Source organism: Thalassovita sp., assembly GCF_034670005.1.
GTDB lineage: Bacteria > Pseudomonadota > Alphaproteobacteria > Rhodobacterales > Rhodobacteraceae > Thalassobius.
This window is the reverse complement of record NZ_JAXMOH010000003.1, coordinates 240261-263665: the sequence shown is the minus strand read 5'-3', so window position 1 is coordinate 263665 and position 23405 is coordinate 240261. Positions and strand designations below refer to the sequence as shown.

Sequence of the window (23405 nt, the reverse complement as noted above, 5' to 3'; positions counted from 1 at the left end):
CTGAATGATATTCATGCAGCTTGTTTTTCATGAGGTTCAAGCCGGCCTGCAGCCAGCGCACTGAACCCGACCATGGCGGCAGCGGCAGCCAGGCACAAGGCGAGCCCACCAGCCTGATAGGTCAGCCCGGACAGAACCGTGCCAATCAGGCGTCCGCCGGCGTTGGCCATATAGTAGAACCCGACATCCATCGTGACCCGTTCTTCCTGCGCAAAAGCGAGGATCAGGTAGGAATGGAGCGACGAATTGACAGCAAAAAGCCCCCCGAAGACAAGTAAACCAATAACAAGGGCCACCGTCATCGCCGGGGTCGGCCCCGGCGATAGCGCCGTACCCGCCGCCAGCACTGCCGGGATCACGAACAAAACAACCGCCCAGCCGCGCGCGGCCCTGATCAGCTCGTATTCGGGGCACGCCGAGGCCCGCAACAGACGCGGCGCGGCGGCCTGCACTGCGCCGTAGAGAATGATCCAGACCGCCATGAAGGTCCCCACCATGAAGAAAGCGGCACGATTGCCGTCCTCGCTGCCATCGGACAGGACGCCGTAGAAATAGATCGGGATTCCGACCACGAACCAGACATCGCGCGCGCAAAACAGGAACACCCGGGCCGCGCTGAGCCAGTTCACATTGGCGGATTTCGAAAACACCTCGGAGAACTTCACCCCCTTGCGTCCCTTTGGCAATCCGGGCGGCATGCTAAGCAGCACTGTGATCAGTATCGCAGCGAGAACCAAGGCCATTGCAAGCACCGCCCAGACGAAACCCAGCGTTGCCAGCAGCGCCGCCCCAAGAAGAAAGCCAACCCCTTTCACCGCGTTCTTAGACCCGGTCAGGATCGCGACCCAACGAAACAAACCGCCATCTTCCTTCGGGGCCAGTAGTTTGACAGCGGACTTGGAAGACATCTTCGCAAGATCCTTTGCCACACCACTCGCGCCTTGGACCAGCATGACATAGAGGACCGAAAAACCGATCGCCCAGCCCGGATCGAGCTGCGCAAGGGCGAGCAAAGCGACAACCTGAAGACCAAGCCCTGCATAGAGGGTAGAGGTCAGCCCGAAGCGCACCGCGATCCAGCCGGCAGCGAGATTGGTGATCATCCCGGCGATTTCATACAGAACGAACAGATAGGCGAGCTGAACCGGGCTAAAACCGAGGGTATGGAAATGCAGAAGAACAAGCATCCGCAAGGCACCATCGGTCAGCATGAACGCCCAGTAGGCCGCTGTGACGGCGACATAGGCAGACAGGCCTTCGGGGCGGGTGGTCACAGTGGTTCCCCGACCATCAGAGCGACATCAACCAGCCGATGCGCATAGCCCATTTCGTTGTCATACCAGGCGTAGATTTTCACCTGCGTTCCGTTCACCACCATGGTCGAGGGCGCATCCACGATCGCCGAACGGGTGTCATTGGTGTAATCGGCCGACACCAGTGGCCGTTCCTCATATCCCAGAATGCCGCGCAGTTCGGTCTCGGCGGCTGTCTTGAACAGCGCATTGACCTCTTCAACGCTGGTTTCGCGTTCGACTTCGAACACGCAATCGGTAATCGAGGCATTCAGCAGCGGCACCCGCACGGCGTGACCATTCAGGCGGCCAGTGAGTTCGGGATAAATCAGCGTAATCGCGGTGGCGCTGCCCGTGGTTGTCGGGATCAGTGAATTGAGCGCAGAGCGGGCGCGCCGTTTGTCCTTGGCCGGACGGTCGACGATGGTCTGGGTGTTGGTCACATCGTGAATGGTTGTGATCGAACCGTGACGGATACCGATGTTTTCATGGATGACTTTCACCACCGGCGCGAGACAGTTCGTCGTGCAACTGGCCGCCGTCACGATCCTGTGGCGCGCCGGGTCATAGCTGTCAGCGTTGACGCCGCAAACGATATTGGCCGCATCACCATCCTTGACCGGCGCTGAAACCACCACTTTGCGCACGCCTCTATCGAAATAGGGGGCAAGCTTCGCTTCGGATTTGAACGCTCCGGTACAGTCAATGACGACATCGACCCCGTCGAGCGGCAGGTCTTCGATCCTTGAGACACCAATGAAAGGCAGTCGATCACCATCAATTGTCACGCCGTCCGCATCATGGGAAAAAGCAGCATCCCAACGTCCGTGAACCGTGTCGAATTCCAGCAGGTGAGCATGCATTTCCGCATCGCCCACGGCATCGTTTATCCACGCAATCTTGGCACCGCGCTCAAGCAACGGGCGCAGCGCCAGCTTCCCCATTCGACCAAGGCCGTTCAGTGCATAAACCGTCATGTTGTCACCTCCGGCGTTTCGCGTGCAATGTCATCAACCGCCTTTTGCAACGAGATCCGGTCGAGCGAGTCGAGCGGCAGCGCGGTAAAGGAAAGGATCCGGTTGCGCAAAGCGCCATAGGCCTGCTGAAACGCGAGGCTTTTCTGGGCATCGGTCCCTTCGGCCTTGACCGGGTCGGGCATCCCCCAATGCGCACTTACGGGCTGGCCTTCCCATGCGGGGCATTCTTCGTTGGCAGCCTGATCGCAGACCGTGAACACAAAATCCATCTGCGGTGCATCAGGGGCGCAGAACTCTGAGACATTCTTGGCGCGAAGCCCTGAAATGTCATGCCCCTTTGCCTTCAGAACCTCGAGCGCGAAAGGGTCAAGCTGGGAATAAGGACGGGTTCCCGCAGAATAGACATCAAAGCGCTCTCCCGCTTGGTCGCGCAAGATCGTTTCAGCAAAGATCGATCGGGCAGAATTGCCCGTACAGATGAAAAGCACGTTATATTTTCTGTCGGACATGTCCGGGAAACCTTCTCGAAAAACCCTGGATACAGGCGCACAAGTTTCCGGGCGCCCGCGGCAACAGTCATTGAACAGGAAATCGACGATCTCGCCCCCGGCCTGAGCTCTTGCGCTGTAAAGGATCGACGTGCCTTCGCGCCGCTGACCGATCAATCCCGCCCCACAGAGAGCCGAAAGGTAGACCGAAAGCGTGGAGGGCTTGATCGCCAGCGCCTGACCGATTTCACCCGCTGGCACAGCATCGGGAAGTCGGCGCATCAGAAGACGGAATACGGCCATACGACCAGGATGGCCAAGGACGTTCAGGCGGGTGAGAATCAATTTTTCCATATTTCATGAATAATGGAATTAATGACTGTTGAAAGTGAATTTTTTATGACAGCGGTACGAATAGCCCCGGACTACCGGACCTTTTCTTTGCTCCTGTTCTGTCAGGCCTCTTAGGAAAAACTAAGCAAAAGGTGCTGAGTTCAGACCGAACGCGGTCTCACAGAACACCCGGCTGGCGCGTTGGCTGTACGGTCGGAACGGATCAGGACGTGGGGAAGAAAGCCCGCCAGTCGTCCAAGGCCTGCATATCGCCTCCCGCGTTTTCCGCCACCCCGCCGGTGAAGTTCTGAAAGGCGTCAAAATTGGTCCGGTTAATGCCGTTGAGAACCGGGATATCAGCCTCAAGCGCCAAGGCGACAGTGTTGCGAAACCCGCGACCTTCGGCTTCGTGTTTGCCAAATTTGTTGATGATCAGAAGGTCAGCACCCTGTTCAATCTGTCGGTTCACCTGAGCAACGGCTTGTTCCAGCGCCTGCGGATCAAGCCGGCACCCCTACGCCGCAGACCCGAGATTTTGCGAATACGGATTACCGGACCCGAGGGCAGAAGACGCAGATCCGTATTACATCTATCGCCGCTGTCGCATTCCCGATCAACCTACACCGCACCTGCCAAGCGCAGCCCCTTCGCGGCCAGCCGGTCGGCCAATGCCGCCAGCAACCGGTTGGTTTGCCCGCGCTCTGTCGCATTCACATAGCAGATCCGCATTGCCGCCCCCAAATTTCCAGCGCCGGACAAGCAAAGCGGAGTTTGCTACCAACAGCAAGTTCGACCTTCAGCGCTGTTTCATCGCATCCATCAGCGCGGCCCCAAGCGCACCATTGCCACCGGGCTTAGCATCGTCGGGTTTGCGGGACTGTTGCCCCGCCGCTTTGCGGGATGGTTTAGCTGCGCCCTTGTCGCGCGCCCCACCGCCGGGACGGTCTCCTTTGCCGACATCCTTGCGCATCGACAGGCCGATGCGTTTGCGCGAAACATCTACTTCCGTCACCCGCACCTTTACCACATCGCCGGCTTTCACCACCTCATGCGGGTCCTTGACGAAACGGTCCGCCAGTTGACTGACATGAACCAGACCATCCTGATGCACACCGATATCAACGAAGGCTCCGAAAGCGGCGACATTCGTTACAGTACCCTCCAGCAACAGCCCCGGTTTGAGGTCTTTGATATCCTCAATCCCGTCGGCAAAGCTGGCGGTTTTGAACCCGGGGCGAGGATCGCGGCCGGGCTTTTCCAGTTCTGACAGAATATCGCGCACCGTCGGCAGGCCGAATTGATCGTCAACGAAATCCTCGGCCCGCACGCCGCGCAGGTGCCGTTCATCCCCCATCAGGCTGCGCAAATCACGACCGCAAGCCTGCACGATCCGGCGCGCAACGCCATAAGCTTCGGGATGCACGGCAGAGGCATCGAGCGGCTCATCGCCATCGACAATGCGCAGGAACCCGGCGCATTGCTCAAAAGCGCGCGGTCCAAGACGGGCGACATCCAGCAGCTGCTTCCGGGTGCGGAACGCGCCATTGGCGTTGCGATGGGCCACCACCGCTTCGGCCAGCGCCTCACCCAGACCGGAAACCCGGGCCAGCAGAGGGGCCGATGCCATGTTCAGATCGACACCGACCGCATTCACCGCATCCTCGACCACCGCTTCCAGCGCGCGGCTCAGCTGATATTGATCGACATCGTGCTGATACTGGCCAACGCCGATGGATTTCGGTTCGATTTTTACCAGTTCGGCCAGCGGATCCTGCAATCGGCGGGCAATCGACACAGCGCCGCGCAAGGACACATCGAGGTCCGGGAATTCCCGCGCCGCCAGTTCTGACGCGGAATAGACCGAGGCACCGGCCTCGGACACCACCACCTTGGTCGGTTTCGGTGCGCCAAGGGTGTGCAGCAGATCGGCAACCATTTTTTCGGTTTCCCGGCTGGCGGTACCATTGCCGATGGCGATCAGTTCGACCGGGTATTTCCCAATCAGCGCAGCCAAGGCCGCCTGCGCCCCGCGCAGGTCGTTTTTCGGTTGGAACGGATAGATCGTATCGGTCTCCAACAGCTTGCCGGTGGCATCGACCACCGCAACCTTGACGCCCGTCCGGATACCGGGATCCAGCCCGATCGTGCATTTTGCCCCGGCGGGGGCTGCCAATAGCAGGTCCTTCAGATTGCGGGCAAAAACCCTGATCGCTTCGTCCTGCGCCCGTTTGCGCAGATCGCTCATCAGGTCGAGCATCATCGTCAGACTCAGCTTCACCCGCCACGTCCAGCCCGCAGTCTTGCGCAGCCATTGATCGCCGGGACCGTCGCTCGTGGTTTGCAACACGGCAGCAACCATCGCCTCGGCTCGGGCGATGCCGGTTTCGGGATCGGGCGCGATATCAACGCTCAGGACACCTTCGTTGCTGGCCCGCATCATCGCCAGCGCCCGGTGACTGGGCACACCGGCCCAAGGTTCGGAATGGGCGAAATAGTCGGAAAACTTCGCGCCTTTCTGCTCCTGACCTTCGATCACCCTGGCGCTGAGAATGGCTTCCTTATGCATGAAATCGCGCAACCGCCCGATCAGACCGGCATTTTCGCTCAGGGTTTCGGCGACAATGTCCCGGGCCCCATTCAACGCGTCCTTCACGCTCGGGACCGCCTCGGTGATATAGGTCTGCGCAAGGATTTCGGGATCGGCACTGCGATCCGCCAGAATCGCGTCGACAAGCGGGCCCAGCCCATTTTCCCGTGCAATCATCGCCCGGGTTCGGCGCTTGGGCTTATAGGGCAGATACAGATCTTCCAGCTGCGCCTTGGTGTCGGCCTGCGCAATCGCGCGGGCCAGATCATCGGTCAGCTTGTCCTGATCCTTGATCGATTTCACAATCGTGTCGCGGCGCGCTTCAAGGTCGCGCAGATAGCCCAACCTCTCGGACAACAGACGCAGCTGCGAATCGTCCAACCCCCCGGTCGCCTCTTTCCGGTATCGCGCCACGAAAGGCACCGTCGCGCCTTCGTCCAGCATTTGCACGGCCGCATTCACCTGTTCGGGACGGGCTGCAATATCGCGGGCGATTGTCTGAAGGATGCGATGCGAGGAATCTTTGGCCATGGGGGTCCGAAATCTTGAAATCAGGGACCGACACCATAGCCCTCCCTTGGCGCCACGCAAGACGGAAAACTTCGCGCTGGCACAGCGTTTCATCTTGGCAAAAATACTCCGGAGCGCGAGGCAGAGCCTCGCAAACCCGCGCGTCAGCGCGAAACCTCCGTGCCCGAAACGGGCGCACATTTCTGCCCCGCCGACAAAAAAGACCCGGGCGCTTTGAACGCCCGGGCCAGATAGTAAGAACTGATCAGGAAGGAATATCAGCCCTTGGTGAATTCGGGATAAGCTTCCATCCCCAGCTCGGCCATGTCGAGACCCGAGATTTCTTCCTCTTCGCCGACACGGATGCCCATGGTGGCCTTGAGTATAAACCAGACAACTGACGAGACCACGAAGGTGAAGACACCGACGATAACGATCGAGATCAGCTGACCGCCGAAGGTCGCGTCACCGTTGGTCAAGCAAACCGCCAGGGTGCCCCAGATACCGCAAATCAGGTGAACCGGGATCGCGCCAACAACGTCGTCGATCTTCAGCTTGTCCAGGAACGGCACGGCGAAGACCACCAGAATACCACCTACGGCCCCGATCAGGGTTGCTGCGCCCAAGGATGGGGTCAGCGGTTCGGCGGTGATCGAAACCAGACCCGCCAGTGCGCCGTTCAGCACCATGGTGATATCCGGCTTCTTGTACAGCAGCTGGGTCAGGATCAGTGCGGCGATGGCACCACCTGCAGCTGCGGTGTTGGTGTTGGCGAAGATGCGGCTGATGTCAGCGACGTTGCCGGCCGTGTCCATATAGAGCTGCGACCCGCCATTGAAGCCGAACCAACCCAGCCACAGGATGAACGTCCCCAGAGTTGCCAGAGTCAGGTTCGAACCGGGCATCGGGTGGGTTTTGCCATCTTTGTATTTCCCGATACGCGGACCAAGGATCAGCGCGCCGGCCAGAGCAGCCCAGCCGCCAACCGAATGCACGACGGTCGAGCCTGCGAAGTCCAGGAAGCCGTAATTCGCATCCAGGAAACCGCCGCCCCACTTCCACGACGCCTGGATCGGGTAGATCAGGCCGGTCAGGATTACGGTAAAGATCAGGAAGGGCCACAGCTTGATGCGCTCGGCCAGCGTGCCCGAAACGATCGAAGCGGTGGTGGCGCAGAACATCAACTGGAAGAAGAAGTCCGAACCCACCGACGCATAGGTCAGATCGGTTTCGGTATCAGCCAGGCCAACCGGTTCCATCGACGCGGGGCTGAACGCACCCAGGACGTTGGTGATGGTCCAGCCATCGCCCGGATACATCAGGTTGTAGCCAACCAGATAGTACATGATCGCGGCGATGGCGAACAATGCAACGTTCTTGAGCGACTGCATCGCCACGTTCTTGGAACGCACCAGCCCAGCTTCGAGCATCGAGAAGCCCGCGCCCATCCACATCACCAAGAAGCCGGTGACGAGGAACATAAAGGTGTTGAGAATATAGCCGATTTCTTCGTTCGGCGGGGTCACATCGGCCTCTTGGGCCAGACCCAGGCTCGGCAGCGCGATCAGCGCGGCGGCCAGGCCAAGTTTCGTGATACGGTTCATTTGCATTTCCTTATTCCCCTGTCCGCGGCTTACAACGCGTCATCATTCGTTTCGCCGGTCCGCACGCGTACGGCCTGCGCCACGTCCAGCACGAAAATTTTGCCGTCACCGATCTTGCCGGTGCGTGCGGTGGTGGTGATGGTTTCAACCACCTGATCGGCCATGGCCGAGTCCACCACGATTTCCAGTTTCACTTTGGGCACGAAGTTCACCGCGTATTCAGCGCCGCGATAGATTTCCGTATGACCCGACTGCGAACCGAACCCCTTGATTTCGGTCACCATCATGCCGCGCACGCCGATGTCGGTCAGTGCTTCACGGACCTCCTCCAGCTTGAACGGTTTGATCGTTGCAATGATGAGTTTCACCTTGATCCCCTTGTCGTTATGGTGCGGGTGGTCCCGCTGGATTACAGGGCTAATGAACACGAAACCCAGTATCAGAGAGAAGCGAACGGCCCAAAATTGCGCCAACTCTCATGCAAAGTAGATTAATTTTTCATCATATATACATTTTTGCCCATTTTTTCATCTCAATGAAAACGTAAATGGGCGGCATAGAAGGCCTCAACATTCACGGCACAGACATGTATCATGCGAAAAAAGAACGAGCCGAGCAGGATTGGACATGAGTGATTCAGGTCGAAAGAAGCCGCCCTTGGTGGCCGAACGACGTTATTCCAAGACATCCAAGACCAAATCGAAAGCATCGACACCGAAAAAGGCGGCAGCTTCGAAATCGGCAAAGCCAAAACGGCGGCCGACCAAACGCAAAGCGTCGGCCAAACCGGCCGGCAATCCGATCCTGCGCTTTTTCAAACGGCTGATTGGTCTGATCCTGCGCGTTATATGGGGGTTCAGCTGGCGCGTCGGAGCGGTCGTCGCGCTGATCGTCGCCTTGTCGGTGGGCTATGTCTATACCACCTTACCCGAAGCCGGGGCGGTACTGGATGGCCGCGCCAAAGGGTCGGTCACCATGACCGACCGCGATGGACAGGTCTTTGCCTGGCGCGGTGATCAGTTCGGTGGGGTGGTGACAGCCGACGCGGTATCGCCGCATCTCAAAAACGCCGTGGTCGCAACCGAAGACAAACGGTTCTATCGCCATTTCGGCATCTCGCCGCGTGGCGTCGCCAGCGCGATCCGGATCAACCTGCGCGAAGGGCGTGGACCGCTGTCCGGACATGGCGGATCGACCATTACCCAGCAGACCGCGAAACTGCTTTGCCTGGGGGTCGAATACAACTCCGACGACTGGGAAAGCGAAGCCGCCTATGAATCCGATTGTCGTCAAGGATCACTTTGGCGCAAAATCAAAGAAGCGATCTATGCGCTGGCGATGGAGAGCAAATACAGCAAGGACGAAATCCTTTCGATCTACCTGAACCGCGCCTATATGGGTGGCGGTGCTTATGGTGCAGAAGCCGCCGCGCAACGGTTCTTTGGCAAACCCGCCTCGGCGCTGGACCCGGCTGAAGGCGCAATGTTGGCGGGACTGCTGACCGCGCCGACATCTCTGGCACCAACCAACAATCTGCAACGGTCGCAAAACCGTGCTGCGGTGGTGATCGACCTGATGCGCGATCAAGGCTACCTATCGGATACTGCCGCACAGAACGCGCTGAACCACCCAGCAGAACTTTCACCTGCGGCCGAAGCGCGGGCGGGCGGATATTTCGCCGACTGGGTAATGTCCTCGGGACCGGAATTTTTTACCCGCAACAGCACCTCGGATGTGGTCATCCGCACCACGCTGGATCAGCGCATTCAGAAAGCCGCCGAAGAGGCGATGAATTACATCTACAGCGAAAAGGTCAAAGACGGATCAGAGGCGCAGGCCGCCATCGTGGTGATGTCGGCCGATGGCGCGGTGCGCGCCATGGTCGGCGGGCGTGAAACCCGGGTGTCTGGAGTATTCAACCGCGCCACCACCGCGAAACGACAATCAGGGTCGGCCTTCAAACCCTTCGTCTATGCGACCGCGCTGGAACTGGGCTGGTCATCGAACGACACGGTGATGGACGAACCGCTGACCATCAACATTCCCGGATCTGGTCCATGGTCACCGAAGAATTACGACAAGAAATACCACGGCGAGGTGACGCTGACCGAAGCGCTGCGCAGCTCGCTTAACATTCCTGCAGTCAAGATGGCACGGGCAGCCGGGCTTGATAATGTGCGCCGGGTGGCCGAAGGGTTTGGCATCAAATCCGACCTGGCCCAGGGGCCGGCGCTGGCGCTTGGCGCGTCGGAAACCACGTTGATCGAGATGACCGGCGCGTATGCCGGCATCCTCAATGGCGGCAGTTCGGTTACGCCCTATGGGCTGGTCGAATTGCGCATGCAGGGTGATGACGATCCGCTGATGACCGCCACCGGTGGTATCCGCGAACGCGTGATCAGCGAAAATGCGGCGCGCGAACTAACCTGGATGATGTATAATGTGGCGACCCGCGGATCGGGCCGCCGCGCCAACCTGGACGACCGGGAAGTGGCGGGTAAAACCGGCACGTCTTCGGATGCAAAGGATGCATGGTTTATCGGGTTCAGCGCCGATTATGTAGCCGGAGTTTGGATGGGCTATGACAATAACACGCCGCTTTCCGGGGTGACCGGATCGGGTCTGCCCGCCGAAATCTGGCACGAGACCATGACTCGCGTTCACGATGGGATCGACCCCAAGCCGCTGCCGATGCTGCGTGACGGTAGCCCGCCGAAGAAAACCAAGGTCAGAAATGACAGCAACGACGACACTCGGGGAGGTATCGACAAGCTGCTGCGCGATCTTCTGGGGACCGGAGACCGGTAACAGAAACGGCGCGGGCTGAACCGCGCCGTTTATCACTATCGCCCAGATGGGAAAGGTTATGAAACCTTGCGCAAATCTGCGATCATTGCATCGATATTGCCGCCGCGCTGATCCAGCATTGCACCGATTTCGTCTCGCTCGGTCAACAACATGTTGATTCCTTCGATGAACATGTTGAAGAACTTTTCGGACCCACTTTTGTCCGACACAAGAAACGTCACATCGAACGGTGCTTCGCCGCGCAAATGCGCGGTGGTCTTCACCTCAATAAAGCTTTTGATCTGACGCGCCGAATCCACCACGATTTTCCCGCCAATGAATTCACGGAACCGTTTGCCGTATTTGATCGAAATATACCGCTGAAACACTTTGGTGAATTCACTCAACTGTGCAGGGCTGGCGCGGCGAGCGTCGACACCAAGCGCATAGCGCGCGATCGTCGGGACATCGGCGTAGCGGTCGAATATCCTTTCGAACTCCTTGAGCATCAGGTTTTCAGATTTTCCTGAATCGATCACCTGATTGATATCCGCAACCAGCCTGTCGACCAGTGTTTTGGCGCGGCTGGCGCTGAGCGCGAAGGCAGGCATGGGCAGCATCGCGGCCAGTGCGGTAGCGCTGATCTGTGACAAAAACGACCGGCGGGAAGATTTATTCAGCATAGGGGTCCCCATACGGATCAGAATAAGGGTCGGAATAAGGATCAGAATAAGTATCCGAACCGCCGCCGCCAAGTTCAAAGCGGCGTTTTTGTGTAAATATCAGACGTGTCTGGGAATAGCTGTCGGCGCTGTCATAGAGGACCGAATCGACCGTATCCGAATAGCGTCCCCGATCACCGACCTTAGCCGCGACCCGTGCAGCGGTTCCGTAATATTTTTCGGGGCTTGGAATGACATTTGAAAGCGGATCAGTGAACAGATCGACGACTTTTCCCACGGCATCACGTTCATTTGATGGTCCCAGTAGCGGCAATTCGACATAGGCCCCTTCCGGCGCGCCCCAGACATGTAGGGTTTCGCCGAAATCCGTATCGTCCTTGTTCACACCGAATTCTGCGGCGACGTCAAACAGACCCGCCATACCCAGTGTGGAGTTGATCAGGAAACGGTAGAAATTTACACTCAAACCCTTCATGTCCGCCTGCAGCATATGGTTCACGGCCATACTGGGTTCAGACAGGTTATCCCCGAAATTCCCGATGCTGGTCTGGATATCGCCGGGTATGACGCTGGCATATCCCTTGCCCACAGGCCGCAGCAAGGCGCGGTCCACGGCACGGTTGAATTCATGGTTTTTACGGTTGGTTGCCTCGTAAGGGTCGAACACACCGCCGCTGGTCATCAACGACGGGTCAACCGGCGTACAGGCTGAAAGGGTAATGGACAGTGCAAAGCCGATCAATATGGTTTTGCCAGTAAAGCCCCGCTTGTATTTCTTCATATGATCAGTCAATTCTACAGCCGAATTCTAAACTTTGACAGTTATCTTGGTCACGCATATCTCATATCTCAGCCCATTGGAAAAGCATAAGCACCAGATGTGGCGGATTAGCAGCATAGGAACACCTTTGGCACTTTATAGCGCGGCAGGACACGGCGGACTATTACCCGTATGACACTAATTGTAAAACTGGCGGAATGACGCGGATGACTCCCAGACAGATGGAAACCGGTCGACAGGAATTGCTGGCTGCACGGCGCGAGAGCCGAGGGCTATATTGGGCGGTCGCTCTGTTCAGCTTCTTCGTCAATCTTTTGATGCTCACCAGCCCTCTTTACATGCTACAGGTTTATGACCGCGTATTGGGCAGCCGATCGGTTGAAACCCTGTTTGGCCTGACCCTGCTGGTGGCCTTCCTGTTCTTTATGATGGGATTGCTGGATGTCGCCCGGACTCGGATCATGGCGCGGGTCGGCGCACGGTTTCAGGCACGACTGGATCGCCGCGTTTTTGACGCCGTGATCCGCAAGTCAGCGCTGAAGCCCGACCAACTGACCGCCACTGGCCTGCGAGATCTGGAATCCGTGCAGCGGCTGATCAGCTCACCCGCGCTCACTGCATTTTTCGACATCCCCTGGACGCCATTTTTCTTGTTCGGGATCATGATCTTCCATCCTTGGCTTGGCTATCTGGCGATCAGCGGCGGCGTTGTTCTTGTCCTGATTACTTTGGCCAACCAGACCTTGACCCGGCAACCGATGGCTCAGGCCAATCAATCCGTTGTGGCGTCTGAACATTTCGCTTCACAACTGCAAGCCGAGGCCGAATCAGTGCAGGCGATGGGTATGCGCGAAGCCACCTTCCATCGTTGGGAGAAAAGCCGAAATCGTGCATTGAGCCAATACATCACCGCAACCGATTCCGGCGGGGGCTTCTCGGTTCTGTCGAAAACCTTCCGGCAATTCCTGCAATCAGCCATGCTTGGACTGGGGGCGTATCTGGTGCTGCATGGCGAATTGTCGCCCGGCGCCATGATCGCAGGATCGATCCTGATGGGCCGGGCTCTGGCCCCGATCGAGATGTTGATCAATCAGTGGTCGGTGGTGCAGCGCGCCAGCAAAGGATGGCACAATCTGGCCGAACTGCTGTCGATGGTACCGCCGGAAACCGAACGGACGCCGTTGCCGACCCCGCAGGCGAAACTGGAAGTGCAAAGCCTGACCGTGGTGCCGCCGGGCGAAGCGCAGGCAACGCTGCGGATGATCAACTTCATGCTGCCACCAGGCACTGCGCTGGGGGTAATCGGCCCGTCCGGTGCTGGCAAATCATCGCTGGCGCGCGCGATCACCGGGCTTTGGCGGCCTGCGGGCGGCAAGATCCGGCTCGACGGTGCGACTCTGGACCAGTACGATCCAACGGTTCTGGGCCAATTGATCGGCTATCTGCCGCAGCGGGTGGAACTGTTTGACGGTACCATCGCTGAAAACATCGCCCGCCTGTCCCCCGAACCCGACCCGGAAAAAATCGTAGCAGCTGCCAAACGCGCAGATGCACATTCGATGATTGTGAAACTGCCCGATGGCTATGACACCCGCGTCACCGCATCCGGCGGGCGGCTGTCAGGCGGACAGATTCAACGTATCGGACTGGCGCGGGCGATGTATTCCGCCCCGGTGATCCTGGTGTTGGACGAACCCAATTCCAACCTCGACAACGAAGGCTCGATGGCCCTGAACTCGGCCATCAGGACTCTCAAATCCGAAGGTAAATCGGTGATCATCATGGCGCACCGTCCTGCGGCGATTCAGGAATGCGACCTGCTTTTGATGTTGGAGAACGGCGCGGTCAAAGCGTTTGGACCCAAGGACGATGTCTTGCAAGAAGTGGTTAAGAATTCGCAACAACTGAAGAAAACCGCCGGTCAGGGGGGAATGCAATGATACCGCTAGGCCCTAAACCTTTCCCGGTCCGGATACCGCTTTTCATTGGCGTTTTCGCGCTGGCGCTGCTGGTCGGCGGGTTCGGCGCATGGGCGGCCCTGACCCAGATCGCAGGCGCAATCGTTGCCAGCGGTCAAATCGAGGTCGATCAGAACCGTCAGGTGGTGCAACACCCCGATGGCGGCGTAATTTCAGAATTGCTGGTCGAAGAAGGTGACTTTGTCGAAGCTAATCAACTGCTGGTTCGCCTCGATCCGACCGATCTGCAATCCGAACTGTCCATCGTCGAGGGCCAGTTGTTCGAACTGATGGCGCGGCGCGGTCGTCTGGAAGCGGAACAAGACGGCAAGTCGGATATCGAATTCGAACCAGAGCTGCTGCAGGCTGCCAAGGAAAACCCCGACGTTCATGACCTGATCGAAGGTCAAATCCGGCTGGTGCAGGCGCGCGATGCCTCTGAAGCCCAGGAAATTGATCAGTTGCAGAAACGCAAAGCGCAGATCAGCAGCCAGATCGATGGCATCAAGGCACAGCAAGTGGCGCTGGAACGACAGCAGGCGCTGATTGATGAAGAGCTGGAAAATCAGCAATCGCTGCTGGAACGCGGATTGGCGCAGTCGTCACGCGTCCTCGGTTTGCAGCGCGAACAGGCCGGGCTGAGCGGACGTGTCGGCAACCTGATCGCGCAGGCGGCTCAGGCCGAAGGCAGGATCACCGAGATCGAGATCGAGATTCTCAAGCTTGACACTTCGCGCCGGGAAGACGCTGTATCGCGGCTGCGCGATCTGCAATATCGGGAATTGGAACTGGCCGAAAATCGCCGGTCTTTGAAAAACCGCCTGGGCCGTCTCGACATTCGCGCGCCGGTTTCCGGCGTGGTGTATGGAATGCAGTTCTTCGCCCCGCGTTCGGTGATCCGTCCCGCCGATCCGGTGATGTTTCTGGTACCGCAAGACCGTCCGCTAGTGATCGCCAGCCAGATCGAAACCATCAATATTGATCAGGTCTATCCCGGTCAGGACGTGGTCCTGCGCTTGCCTGCGTTGGATCAAAGAACCACGCCTGAACTGAAGGGCAGGGTCAGCAAAGTCTCTGCCGACGCCTTTACCGATGACAAAAGCGGACGATCTTATTACCGGGCTGAAATACTGATCAAAGACGGTGAAATGGAACGTCTTCCCGAAGGGGTCGTGTTGGTGCCCGGTATGCCGGTAGAAGCCTTTATCCGCACTGCCGACCGCACGCCGCTGGCCTATCTGCTCAAACCGGTGTCAGATTATTTTGTCAAGGCATTCCGCGAATAACGAAATCGGTCGCAGCGCGCGCGTGGTTTGGCATTGCATTCGCCGATCATGGCGTTAGCGTCGCGCCAAACCCATGATGACAGGAGAAACCCCATGACTGGACAAATCGAAACGCGCTTGGCCGAACTGGGCGTCACCCTGCCCGAGGCCCAAGCACCTGCAGCCAATTACGTACCTTTTGTGCAGGTCGGCGATCTGGTGTTCGTATCGGGTCAGATTTCCAACGGCCCCGACGGGTTGATCACCGGTAAGCTGGGTGCAGACATGACCACAGCAGAAGGCACCGCAGCCGCCAAAACCTGTGCTGTTGCTCTGTTGGCGCAATGTAAAGCGGCCTGTAGCGGCGATCTGGATCGTCTGGTGCGGGTGGTAAAACTGACCGGTTTCGTAAATTCGACCTCCGACTTCACGGAACAGCCGCAGGTGGTCAACGGCTGTTCCGATTTCCTGGTCGAAGCGCTTGGCGATCAGGGTCGTCATTCGCGTTCGGCGGTTTCAGCCGCGTCTTTGCCTTTGGGCGTCGCGGTGGAAATCGAGGCGATTTTCCAGATCAAATGACCCAACTTCCCGAGGTTTTCCTGCAACGTCCGATCACCCACCGGGCGTTGCATGATGTTAAACAGGGCCGGGCGGAAAATTCGCCTGCTGCGATCAAAGCCGCGATCAAAGCCGGCTATGGGATCGAAATCGATCTACAACTGTCTGCCGACGGCCAGGCGATGGTGTTTCACGACTACGATCTGCTGCGGCTGACCGGCCAGAAGGGCCCGATCCAGCGCCGGAGCGCCGCCGAGTTGGGGCAGATAGCCCTGCTGGGTGGGTCCGACACCGTGCCAACGCTGACGCAGGTACTGGATCAGGTCGCGGGACAGGTGCCACTACTGATCGAAATCAAGGATCAGGACGGGCAGATGGGTGCTAATATCGGCAAGTTGGAAGAAGCCACGGCGCGCGCGCTGCAAGGCTATGAAGGTCCGGTCGCGCTGATGTCCTTCAGCCCGCATTCGGTGCAGAAGATGGCCGGGCTTTGCCCCGACATTCCGCGCGGACTGACCACCTCTGCCTACCGGTCCGAGGATTGGCAATTGCTGCCCAACGGCACCCGTGACCGGCTGCGCGAGATTCCCGATTACGACGCTCTGGGCTGCTGCTTCATCAGCCACGAAGCCGACGATCTGGATCGCCCGCGGGTGGCAGAGCTGAAACGGCGCGGCGCGAATGTGCTATGTTGGACGATCCGGTCGCCCGAAGCCGAGGCAGAGGCGCGCAAAATAGCTCAGAATGTGACCTTCGAAGGCTATCTTGCGGAAAATCCGGCTTGATCCAAACCGGTCGCACCCCAGATAGTGGCGGAGCGCAAAGGATTGGGAAATGACGGATCAAACCGTGGAAATTCAGCTGCTTGGATCGCTGGATCAAGTCGACCCAGCGGAATGGGATGCCTGCGCCTGCCCCGAAACCGCGCAGACCGGTCGGGCGATCGACCCGTTTACGACCTACCGTTTCCTCAAGGCGCTGGAAGACAGCGGCTCGGTCGGTCCCGGTACCGGCTGGCAGCCTCAATATCTGATCGCGCGCTCGGGTGGACAGGTCATCGCCTGTGCCCCGCTTTATGCCAAATCGCACAGCCAGGGCGAATACATCTTCGATCACAACTGGGCTCATGCCTATGAACGCGCTGGCGGGCGGTACTATCCCAAAATGCAGATCGCGGTGCCGTTCACACCCGCCACCGGTCGGCGGCTTCTGACCCGGCCCGGCTTCGATACCGTAGGGATGAGCGCCCTGATCCAAGGCGCGGTTCAGATCGGATCGGACAACGGGCTGTCGTCACTGCATGTCACCTTCTGCACCGAAGCCGAAGCGCTGGCGGGCGAACAGATGGGCCTGATGCACCGCACCAGCCAGCAGTTTCACTGGTTCAATCACGATTACCGCGATTTTGACGATTTCCTCGCCTCGCTCAGTTCGCGCAAGCGCAAGACGATCCGCAAGGAACGCCGCACTGCAAATGCGTTTGGCGGCGACATTCGGATGCTGACCGGAAACGACATCCAGCCGCAGCACTGGGAGGCATTCTGGAGATTCTATCAAGATACCGGGTCGCGCAAATGGGGGACGCCCTATCTGACCCGGTCGTTTTTCGATCTGATCCATGAAACGATGCGCGACGACATCCTGCTGATAATCGCCGAACGTGGCGGCCAGCCCATCGCCGGAGCGCTGAATTTCATCGGCGCCGAGACGCTTTATGGCCGATATTGGGGCTGTATCGAAGATCATCCCTGCCTGCATTTCGAAGCGTGCTACTATCGCGCCATCGAGTTCGCCATCGACTCCGGTCTGCACCGGGTCGAAGCGGGCGCGCAGGGCGAACATAAACTGGCGCGCGGCTATCTGCCTGCGACCACACATTCGCTGCATTGGATCGCCGATCCCGGCTTTGCCGAGGCGGTCGGGCAATATCTAAGGGCCGAACGGGCCGCAGTGGCCGAGGATATCGAAATCCTGACCGCCTATGGCCCGTTTCGAAAGACACAAGCGGAGGAACAGGAATGACCGAACTTCTTAGCGATACCGGCCGCAAGACCATGCTGGAACCCTTGTTTCATGACGGATGGGCGATGGTGGAGGGTCGCGATGCCATCACCAAGACCTTCGATTTCGATGATTTCACAGGCGCTTTCGCCTTTATGACGCGCTGTGCGCTTTGGGCGGAAAAATGGGGACATCATCCGGAATGGAATAACGTTTACAACCGAGTGCAGGTCACGTTATCCACCCACGACGTCGGCGGGCTGAGCGCGCAGGACGCGAAACTGGCACGCAAAATGGACCAACTAGCTGAATGACACTGACTGATTTGATGATGACGCCGGTTTGGAACGACCAGACCATCGCAGACTTGGTATCCATAGAATTCCTGGCCTCGGCGGTCGGGTCTGTACTTGGGGCAGTTGCGCTTCTGGTGCTGGGCTATTTCGTGTCGGGCTGGGTTCGGCGGCGGCTGATCCGGCTGGCACAGAAATATGAAGAACTGGACAATACGCTGTTCACCTTCCTCGGCAATCTGGCGCGATACGCGATCCTGACCTTCACAATATTGTTCGTGCTGAACACGTTCGGCGTGCAGACAACGTCCATCGTGGCGGTCATCGGTGCTGCGGGTCTGGCCATCGGTTTGGCGTTGCAGGGCACGTTGTCCAATGTTGCAGCCGGGGTGATGATCGTGGTGTTCCGTCCCTTCAAACTTGGCGATTTCGTCGAAGTTTCGGGACAGATGGGCACTGTGAAGAATATATCGCTCAATTGCACCGAAATGGCGCGACCCGACAATGTGCAGGTCATCATTCCCAATGCCAGTGTCTGGGGCAATACGATCACGAACTATTCGACCAATGGCACCCGCCGCGCCGAATGGGTGTTCGGTGTTGGTTATGGTGTCGATCTGAAACTGGCCGAAGATACCATTCGCCAGACTTTGCTGGCCGATCCCCGGACACTGACGGATCCGGCAGAATTCGTTCAGGTCAACAATCTGGGAGCATCCTCGGTCGATTTTCTGGCCCGGACCTGGGTAAATTCGTCGGATTACTTCGCCTATCAGGCCGATATGAAACGCAAAGTGAAAGAAGCGCTGGACGACGCTGGGGTGGACATTCCCTTCCCCACCCGGACCATCGTTCAGGGCTGAAAAGCGGCGGCACGACTGGTGCGCCGCTTGTCAGATATCATCAAGCCGAGGTCGCCATTTCGACCGTTTTCGAATAGGCAAACAAAGCCGTCACATTGACTGAGGAGGAAAAGGTTTCGCCGGTCGCGACGGCCTCATCGGGTTTTGCGACCTCCTCTGTTACCGCAGCGGCTTCGGCAGCCTCGACGGCAGCAACTTCCTCAAGAATTTCCGCAGCACTATCAGGCTCATCGGCAGCATTGACCGCTTGGGCAAGGGCGACGGACTCGCTGGTCCCGGCAGGTTCAGCCGGAGCGGAATTGTCCACTGTGTCTGCGACCACCTTGTTTTCAGTACCCGGGGTCGTTGCACCCGCATCGGCCACGACGCCCGGAGTGACGTCGACCGCCTCGGCGTCCACGGTCGCATCAGCGGCTTCTCCCTGTACGCCAGCTCCTGCAGACGACGCGGTTCTCGAATAGGCTTGGATCGCCAGAACGCTCGTCGTTGTCGTTTCGCCCGAACTGTTGGTCGTCGTCGATTCGAAGGACACGATGGTCAACGACGTTTCAGTTTCGGTTTCGCTGGCCCCCCCAGTCTGCAGTTCGGCCCGTTGCGACACCGCCCTTGCTGTATCGCCATGATGATTGTGATGATGATGACCGTGGCGCGACCAACCGACACGGCGGCCCGGAAGACCGTTCTCATTTCTAAAGGAATCGATTTCGCCTGCTGACAGCTTGCCATCGCTGTCTCCGTCGATCTTGGAAAACGCATCGACGCTCATGCGCCGACCCAGTCGGGTACCCTGCAATTCCTCCGCCGAAATGCCGCCATCCTGGTTCTTATCCAGTCGCGCGACAAGCCTTTCACCGCGAGTGGGTTCAGGGGCTTCCTGACTGCTAACCCGGCTGTGCGCCGACCAACTCATCGCAACTGCGGATATCGATGACGTCACGTTCATCGTTAAACTCCAATACTAAATACCTTGTCCTCCTAACTAACGGACAGGTTTTGAATCCTGTTTAGTTTATGCTGCGTTTGGCCGGCACAGCGTTACCAATAGAAAGCCGTTATTCAGTGCTAGAATAAGGGGATAGCCGTCCGAAACTTTGTGCAATCAATCCGAAGCAGAACTTGCATCGGCACATTCGGACGGCCTTCCTGTCCAGGCGGTTACATTTCTGACAGCAGGGCTTCACCCGAAGATGTCTCGCAACCGCGTGTCAGTTCCGGCTGAAATACAGTAACCTCACCATCTTCGACCAACATCGCGTAGCGTTTTGAACGGCCATATAGCCCCACGACAGGGGCATCGAATTCCATTCCAATTGCACGGGTATAGGACCCGTCTGCATCGGCCAGCATCGTAATTCCGGCCTCGTCCGCGCCGGTTGCTTTACCCCACTCTGCCATCACAAAGGGGTCGTTCACGGCGATGCAGATGATTTCGTCCACGCCCTTTTCGGCAAAGCGGTCCTTGCTACGAATGAAACTTGGCATATGAGCGGTCTGGCATGTGGTCGAATACGCCGCCGGCACCGCAAAGATCGCCACTTTCCGGCCCTTGATCTTGTCTTCCAACGCAACGGTTTCTGGCCCTTCAGCGCCCATGCGAATGAATGTGGCCTCCGGCAGGCGGTCTCCTACAGAAATTGTCATTGTCAACTAATGTCCTTGATTGCTTTCTCAGTAACCCGTCATATAGGGTTCGCGGCAAAGCCAGCCACAAAAAATTTCGCTTGGGAGGGAACATCGTGAAAAAGGTCGTCGTAGTCGGGGCCGGTCAGGCGGGATCATCTCTGGTTGCCAAATTGCGCAACGAAGGCTTCACCGGATCAATTACCCTGATCGGTGAAGAACATGTTCCCCCTTATCAGCGTCCGCCCCTGTCCAAGAAATACCTTCTGGGCGAGATGGATCTGGAACGGTTGTTCCTGCGCCCTGAAAGCTTCTACAGCGAAAACGGCATCACTCTGCATCTCGATGAGGTGGTGCAGTCGATCGACCGATCCGACAAGGTGGTGATCGCGGGTGGACAGCCGGTTGCCTATGACGATCTGGTGCTGACAACCGGATCTGTGCCGCGCCGCCTGCCCGGCGCGATCGGCGGTGAACTTGACGGTGTCTATGTCGTGCGAGACCTGAAAGACGTCGATGCAATGGCCCCGGAATTCCGCGACGGCGCCCGGGTGCTGATTGTGGGCGGCGGCTATATCGGGCTGGAAGCCGCGGCGGTGGCGGCCAAGAAGGGCCTGAAAGTGACGCTGGTGGAAATGGCCGACCGCATCCTGCAACGTGTGGCCGCACCTGAAACTTCAGATTTCTTCCGCAACCTGCACCAATCGCATGGTGTCGATATACGCGAAGGCGTCGGTCTGGACAGACTGACCGGGGACGGGCACGTGTCCGGGGCGAAGCTCACCGATGGCAGTACTCTGGAGGTCGATTTTGTCATCGTTGGCGTCGGCATCTCCCCCGCCACCGCACTGGCCGAAGCCGCCGGGATCGAGATAGATAACGGGATCAAGACCAACGAGATGGGCCAGACCAGCGACCCGCATATCTGGGCAGCTGGCGATTGCGCTTCGTTCCCCTACAAAGACGGGCGGCTGCGGCTGGAATCAGTGCCTAACGCCATTGATCAGGCCGAATGTGTTGCCCAAAACATCATGGGCGCGCAGATACCCTATGTTCCGAAACCGTGGTTCTGGTCCGACCAGTATGACACCAAATTGCAAATCGCCGGTCTCAATACCGGTTATGACAGGGTGATCACCCGCCCGGGCGAAAAGGACGGGGCGGTTTCGTTCTGGTACTACAAGGACAGTACGCTGCTGGCCGTCGACGCCGCCAATGATCCGCGCGCCTACATGATCGGCAAGCGCCTGATCGAAGGGGGGAAATCGCCCGCGCCCGATCTGGTGGCCGACCCGAAAACCGACTTGAAAGCGCTGATGAAGGCATGAGGATCGTTGCCGGGTCGTTCAAGGGCCGTGCATTGGCCTCGGTCGGCAAGGGCGATCCCGGTGCCCATCTGCGCCCCACGACCGACCGCACCCGCGAAAGCCTGTTCAACATGCTGTCTGGCGGTCGCTTTGGCGACCCGATCACTGACGCCCGGGTGCTGGACCTGTTTGCCGGCACCGGCGCACTTGGCCTTGAGGCGCTGTCGCGCGGGGCCGCCCATGTCACCTTTGTCGATGACGGGAACAAATCGACAAGCCTGATTAAGCAGAATATCGGCATTTGCGAGGCGCAGGCGCAAACCAAACTGATCCGCCGCGACGCCCGAAAACTGCCGGAAAACCCCGGTGCGCCTTATGACCTGATCTTTCTCGATCCGCCTTATGGCAAGGGATTGGGCGAAACCGCCCTGTTTCAGGCACTGAACCAGAACTGGATCGCCAAGGACGCGCTGATCGTATGGGAAGAAAGCGCCACGATTGCCCCGCCCGAAGCGTTGACTTATCTTGACGCACGCAAATATGGCGATACCACCATCACCCTGCTGCAAGCCTGAGACTTCTTCTGTTTGAAAATATCCCGGGGGAGGCGCCGTTTGCGGCGACGGGGGCAGCGCCCCCAATCCCCGTTACTTCACCAAGACCACCGGCACCTTGCAGGTGCGGATCATCTGGGTCGTGGTCGATCCGATGATCATGCTGCGAATGCGGGAATGGCCGTAGGCCCCCATCACCAGCAGATCATAGCCTTTGGCATCGACCAGATCGCCCAGCGCGGTTTCCGGCTGGCCTTCGATCACCATGACCTCGGCCTGGTGCCCGCCTGCCGCCAACGTCGCCTTGGCGTCATCCAGCCCACGCTTGGCATCCCCGCTCGGTTTGCCGACTGTAACCACGGTGCAGCTCAGCCCGGCAAACAGCGGATCACGGGCAACGTAGTCCACCGCCTTCATCGCGCTGACCCCACCATCGAAAGCAATCAGCACCTTTTCAATCGGTTTGAACGCCCGGTTGGCAACAAATACCGGCTTTTTTGCCGCCCGCGCGATCCGTTCCAGATTCGATCCCAGATGCATCTTGGCGAAATCGGCCGCCTCGCCACGCTTGCCGATCACGATCAGGTCGACACCCTGTTCCTGACTGGCCACGGTTTCGACAATGTCACCGATGCGCAGATGCGGCGTGACGGCTTTGACCCCATCGCCCTCGATCAGCGCCTTGGCATCTTCCAGAATCGCGCGCCCCTGCGCCTGCGCCAGCTTGGCCCGCTGCGCGTCCAGTTCGGCCAGATCGCTCATGATCTTGCTCCGTGCGCCAAGCCGCAGATTGCCGCTCAGATCGCCATTCGACGCTTCTCGCCGTCCCAACACATGAAACAGGTCGACCGAGGCGCCGATCCGGCCCGCGATCCAACCGACATGGTGGCAGACACTTTCGGAATAATCCGATCCGTCCACCAATGCGATGATCTTGCTCATAT

Annotated in this window: 22 protein-coding genes; 10 read left to right on the top strand and 12 right to left on the bottom strand. The window is 58.5% G+C overall.

Annotated elements, in window-relative coordinates:
* Positions 1–11 precede the first annotated feature (11 nt).
* The 7 genes from arsJ to VOI23_RS08725 form a co-directional block, all read right to left on the bottom strand.
* Positions 12–1274, bottom strand: a complete 1263-nt coding sequence (gene arsJ, locus VOI23_RS08755) for an organoarsenical effux MFS transporter ArsJ (protein ID WP_323784204.1) — start codon at positions 1272–1274, stop codon at positions 12–14.
* Positions 1271–2269, bottom strand: a complete 999-nt coding sequence (locus tag VOI23_RS08750; RefSeq protein WP_323784202.1) for an ArsJ-associated glyceraldehyde-3-phosphate dehydrogenase — start codon at positions 2267–2269, stop codon at positions 1271–1273. Before VOI23_RS08750 ends, arsJ begins: the two co-directional genes overlap by 4 nt.
* The gene (locus VOI23_RS08745; protein WP_323784200.1) at positions 2266–3111 is read right to left on the bottom strand and encodes an ArsR family transcriptional regulator; all 846 of its coding nucleotides are present in this window, start codon (positions 3109–3111) and stop codon (positions 2266–2268) included. Before VOI23_RS08745 ends, VOI23_RS08750 begins: the two co-directional genes overlap by 4 nt.
* A 202-nt stretch (positions 3112–3313) precedes the next feature.
* Positions 3314–3559 (bottom strand): DUF2478 domain-containing protein, encoded by a 246-nt coding sequence (locus VOI23_RS08740; protein ID WP_323784198.1) that lies wholly within the window; start codon positions 3557–3559, stop codon positions 3314–3316.
* Between the two features lie 327 nt (positions 3560–3886).
* The gene (locus tag VOI23_RS08735; protein ID WP_323784196.1) at positions 3887–6208 is read right to left on the bottom strand and encodes a Tex family protein; all 2322 of its coding nucleotides are present in this window, start codon (positions 6206–6208) and stop codon (positions 3887–3889) included.
* Positions 6209–6465: 257 nt separating this feature from the next.
* Positions 6466–7791 carry an ammonium transporter gene (locus tag VOI23_RS08730; protein ID WP_323784194.1) on the bottom strand — a complete coding sequence of 442 codons (1326 nt, stop codon included), beginning with the start codon at positions 7789–7791 and terminating at the stop codon, positions 6466–6468.
* 29 nt (positions 7792–7820) lie between these two features.
* Complete coding sequence (locus VOI23_RS08725) at positions 7821–8159, bottom strand: P-II family nitrogen regulator (protein WP_323784192.1); 339 nt, start codon at positions 8157–8159, stop codon at positions 7821–7823.
* A gap of 259 nt (positions 8160–8418) precedes the next feature.
* Between VOI23_RS08725 and VOI23_RS08720 the strand changes: the two genes are divergently transcribed.
* Complete coding sequence (locus VOI23_RS08720) at positions 8419–10599, top strand: PBP1A family penicillin-binding protein (RefSeq protein WP_323784190.1); 2181 nt, start codon at positions 8419–8421, stop codon at positions 10597–10599.
* A 56-nt stretch (positions 10600–10655) separates the two neighbouring features.
* Here VOI23_RS08720 and VOI23_RS08715 read toward each other — a convergent pair whose 3' ends face one another.
* Entirely contained in the window at positions 10656–11261 is a 606-nt protein-coding gene (locus VOI23_RS08715; protein WP_323784188.1) for an ABC transporter substrate-binding protein, read from the bottom strand.
* Positions 11251–12042, bottom strand: a complete 792-nt coding sequence (locus VOI23_RS08710; protein WP_323784186.1) for a VacJ family lipoprotein — start codon at positions 12040–12042, stop codon at positions 11251–11253. The genes VOI23_RS08715 and VOI23_RS08710 overlap by 11 nt, the downstream gene beginning before the upstream one ends.
* 206 nt (positions 12043–12248) lie before the next feature.
* Between VOI23_RS08710 and VOI23_RS08705 the strand changes: the two genes are divergently transcribed.
* The 7 genes from VOI23_RS08705 (at position 12249) to VOI23_RS08675 (ending at position 18980) form a co-directional block, all read left to right on the top strand.
* Positions 12249–13982: a type I secretion system permease/ATPase gene (locus VOI23_RS08705; RefSeq protein WP_323784184.1), complete on the top strand. Its 1734-nt coding sequence runs from the start codon at positions 12249–12251 to the stop codon at positions 13980–13982.
* Positions 13979–15286, top strand: a complete 1308-nt coding sequence (locus VOI23_RS08700; protein WP_323784181.1) for an HlyD family type I secretion periplasmic adaptor subunit — start codon at positions 13979–13981, stop codon at positions 15284–15286. Before VOI23_RS08705 ends, VOI23_RS08700 begins: the two co-directional genes overlap by 4 nt.
* Positions 15287–15379: 93 nt before the next feature.
* Positions 15380–15844: a RidA family protein gene (locus VOI23_RS08695; protein ID WP_323784179.1), complete on the top strand. Its 465-nt coding sequence runs from the start codon at positions 15380–15382 to the stop codon at positions 15842–15844.
* Complete coding sequence (locus VOI23_RS08690) at positions 15841–16608, top strand: glycerophosphodiester phosphodiesterase family protein (protein ID WP_323784177.1); 768 nt, start codon at positions 15841–15843, stop codon at positions 16606–16608. The genes VOI23_RS08695 and VOI23_RS08690 overlap by 4 nt, the downstream gene beginning before the upstream one ends.
* A 49-nt stretch (positions 16609–16657) precedes the next feature.
* Positions 16658–17845 (top strand): GNAT family N-acetyltransferase, encoded by a 1188-nt coding sequence (locus VOI23_RS08685; RefSeq protein ID WP_323784175.1) that lies wholly within the window; start codon positions 16658–16660, stop codon positions 17843–17845.
* Positions 17842–18138, top strand: a complete 297-nt coding sequence (locus tag VOI23_RS08680) for a 4a-hydroxytetrahydrobiopterin dehydratase (RefSeq protein ID WP_323784173.1) — start codon at positions 17842–17844, stop codon at positions 18136–18138. The genes VOI23_RS08685 and VOI23_RS08680 overlap by 4 nt, the downstream gene beginning before the upstream one ends.
* The gene (locus tag VOI23_RS08675) at positions 18135–18980 is read left to right on the top strand and encodes a mechanosensitive ion channel family protein (RefSeq protein WP_323784171.1); all 846 of its coding nucleotides are present in this window, start codon (positions 18135–18137) and stop codon (positions 18978–18980) included. The genes VOI23_RS08680 and VOI23_RS08675 overlap by 4 nt, the downstream gene beginning before the upstream one ends.
* 40 nt (positions 18981–19020) lie before the next feature.
* Here the strand turns inward: VOI23_RS08675 and VOI23_RS08670 are convergent, their stop codons facing one another.
* Positions 19021–19923: a hypothetical protein gene (locus tag VOI23_RS08670; RefSeq protein ID WP_323784169.1), complete on the bottom strand. Its 903-nt coding sequence runs from the start codon at positions 19921–19923 to the stop codon at positions 19021–19023.
* 212 nt (positions 19924–20135) lie between these two features.
* Positions 20136–20621 (bottom strand): peroxiredoxin, encoded by a 486-nt coding sequence (locus VOI23_RS08665; protein ID WP_323784167.1) that lies wholly within the window; start codon positions 20619–20621, stop codon positions 20136–20138.
* A 95-nt stretch (positions 20622–20716) separates the two neighbouring features.
* On the opposite strand from VOI23_RS08665, the gene VOI23_RS08660 reads away from it, so the two are divergent.
* Positions 20717–21928, top strand: a complete 1212-nt coding sequence (locus VOI23_RS08660) for an NAD(P)/FAD-dependent oxidoreductase (protein WP_323784165.1) — start codon at positions 20717–20719, stop codon at positions 21926–21928.
* Complete coding sequence (gene rsmD, locus VOI23_RS08655) at positions 21925–22482, top strand: 16S rRNA (guanine(966)-N(2))-methyltransferase RsmD (protein WP_323784163.1); 558 nt, start codon at positions 21925–21927, stop codon at positions 22480–22482. Before VOI23_RS08660 ends, rsmD begins: the two co-directional genes overlap by 4 nt.
* A gap of 72 nt (positions 22483–22554) precedes the next feature.
* On the opposite strand, the gene VOI23_RS08650 is transcribed toward rsmD, so the two are convergent.
* Positions 22555–23403, bottom strand: a complete 849-nt coding sequence (locus tag VOI23_RS08650; RefSeq protein WP_323784161.1) for a universal stress protein — start codon at positions 23401–23403, stop codon at positions 22555–22557.
* Positions 23404–23405 lie beyond the last annotated feature (2 nt).

Coding starts and splice junctions, on each gene's coding strand:
- VOI23_RS08705 (WP_323784184.1), top strand. CDS start 12,249: ATGACTCCCAGACAGATGGAAACCGGTCGACAGGAATTGCTGGCTGCA.
- VOI23_RS08720 (WP_323784190.1), top strand. CDS start 8,419: ATGAGTGATTCAGGTCGAAAGAAGCCGCCCTTGGTGGCCGAACGACGT.
- VOI23_RS08650 (WP_323784161.1), bottom strand. CDS start 23,403: ATGAGCAAGATCATCGCATTGGTGGACGGATCGGATTATTCCGAAAGT.
- VOI23_RS08670 (WP_323784169.1), bottom strand. CDS start 19,923: ATGAACGTGACGTCATCGATATCCGCAGTTGCGATGAGTTGGTCGGCG.
- VOI23_RS08690 (WP_323784177.1), top strand. CDS start 15,841: ATGACCCAACTTCCCGAGGTTTTCCTGCAACGTCCGATCACCCACCGG.
- VOI23_RS08685 (WP_323784175.1), top strand. CDS start 16,658: ATGACGGATCAAACCGTGGAAATTCAGCTGCTTGGATCGCTGGATCAA.
- VOI23_RS08750 (WP_323784202.1), bottom strand. CDS start 2,269: ATGACGGTTTATGCACTGAACGGCCTTGGTCGAATGGGGAAGCTGGCG.
- VOI23_RS08680 (WP_323784173.1), top strand. CDS start 17,842: ATGACCGAACTTCTTAGCGATACCGGCCGCAAGACCATGCTGGAACCC.
- VOI23_RS08730 (WP_323784194.1), bottom strand. CDS start 7,791: ATGAACCGTATCACGAAACTTGGCCTGGCCGCCGCGCTGATCGCGCTG.
- VOI23_RS08665 (WP_323784167.1), bottom strand. CDS start 20,621: ATGACAATTTCTGTAGGAGACCGCCTGCCGGAGGCCACATTCATTCGC.
- VOI23_RS08735 (WP_323784196.1), bottom strand. CDS start 6,208: ATGGCCAAAGATTCCTCGCATCGCATCCTTCAGACAATCGCCCGCGAT.
- VOI23_RS08700 (WP_323784181.1), top strand. CDS start 13,979: ATGATACCGCTAGGCCCTAAACCTTTCCCGGTCCGGATACCGCTTTTC.
- VOI23_RS08715 (WP_323784188.1), bottom strand. CDS start 11,261: ATGCTGAATAAATCTTCCCGCCGGTCGTTTTTGTCACAGATCAGCGCT.
- VOI23_RS08710 (WP_323784186.1), bottom strand. CDS start 12,042: ATGAAGAAATACAAGCGGGGCTTTACTGGCAAAACCATATTGATCGGC.
- VOI23_RS08745 (WP_323784200.1), bottom strand. CDS start 3,111: ATGGAAAAATTGATTCTCACCCGCCTGAACGTCCTTGGCCATCCTGGT.
- VOI23_RS08695 (WP_323784179.1), top strand. CDS start 15,380: ATGACTGGACAAATCGAAACGCGCTTGGCCGAACTGGGCGTCACCCTG.
- rsmD (WP_323784163.1), top strand. CDS start 21,925: ATGAGGATCGTTGCCGGGTCGTTCAAGGGCCGTGCATTGGCCTCGGTC.
- VOI23_RS08675 (WP_323784171.1), top strand. CDS start 18,135: ATGACACTGACTGATTTGATGATGACGCCGGTTTGGAACGACCAGACC.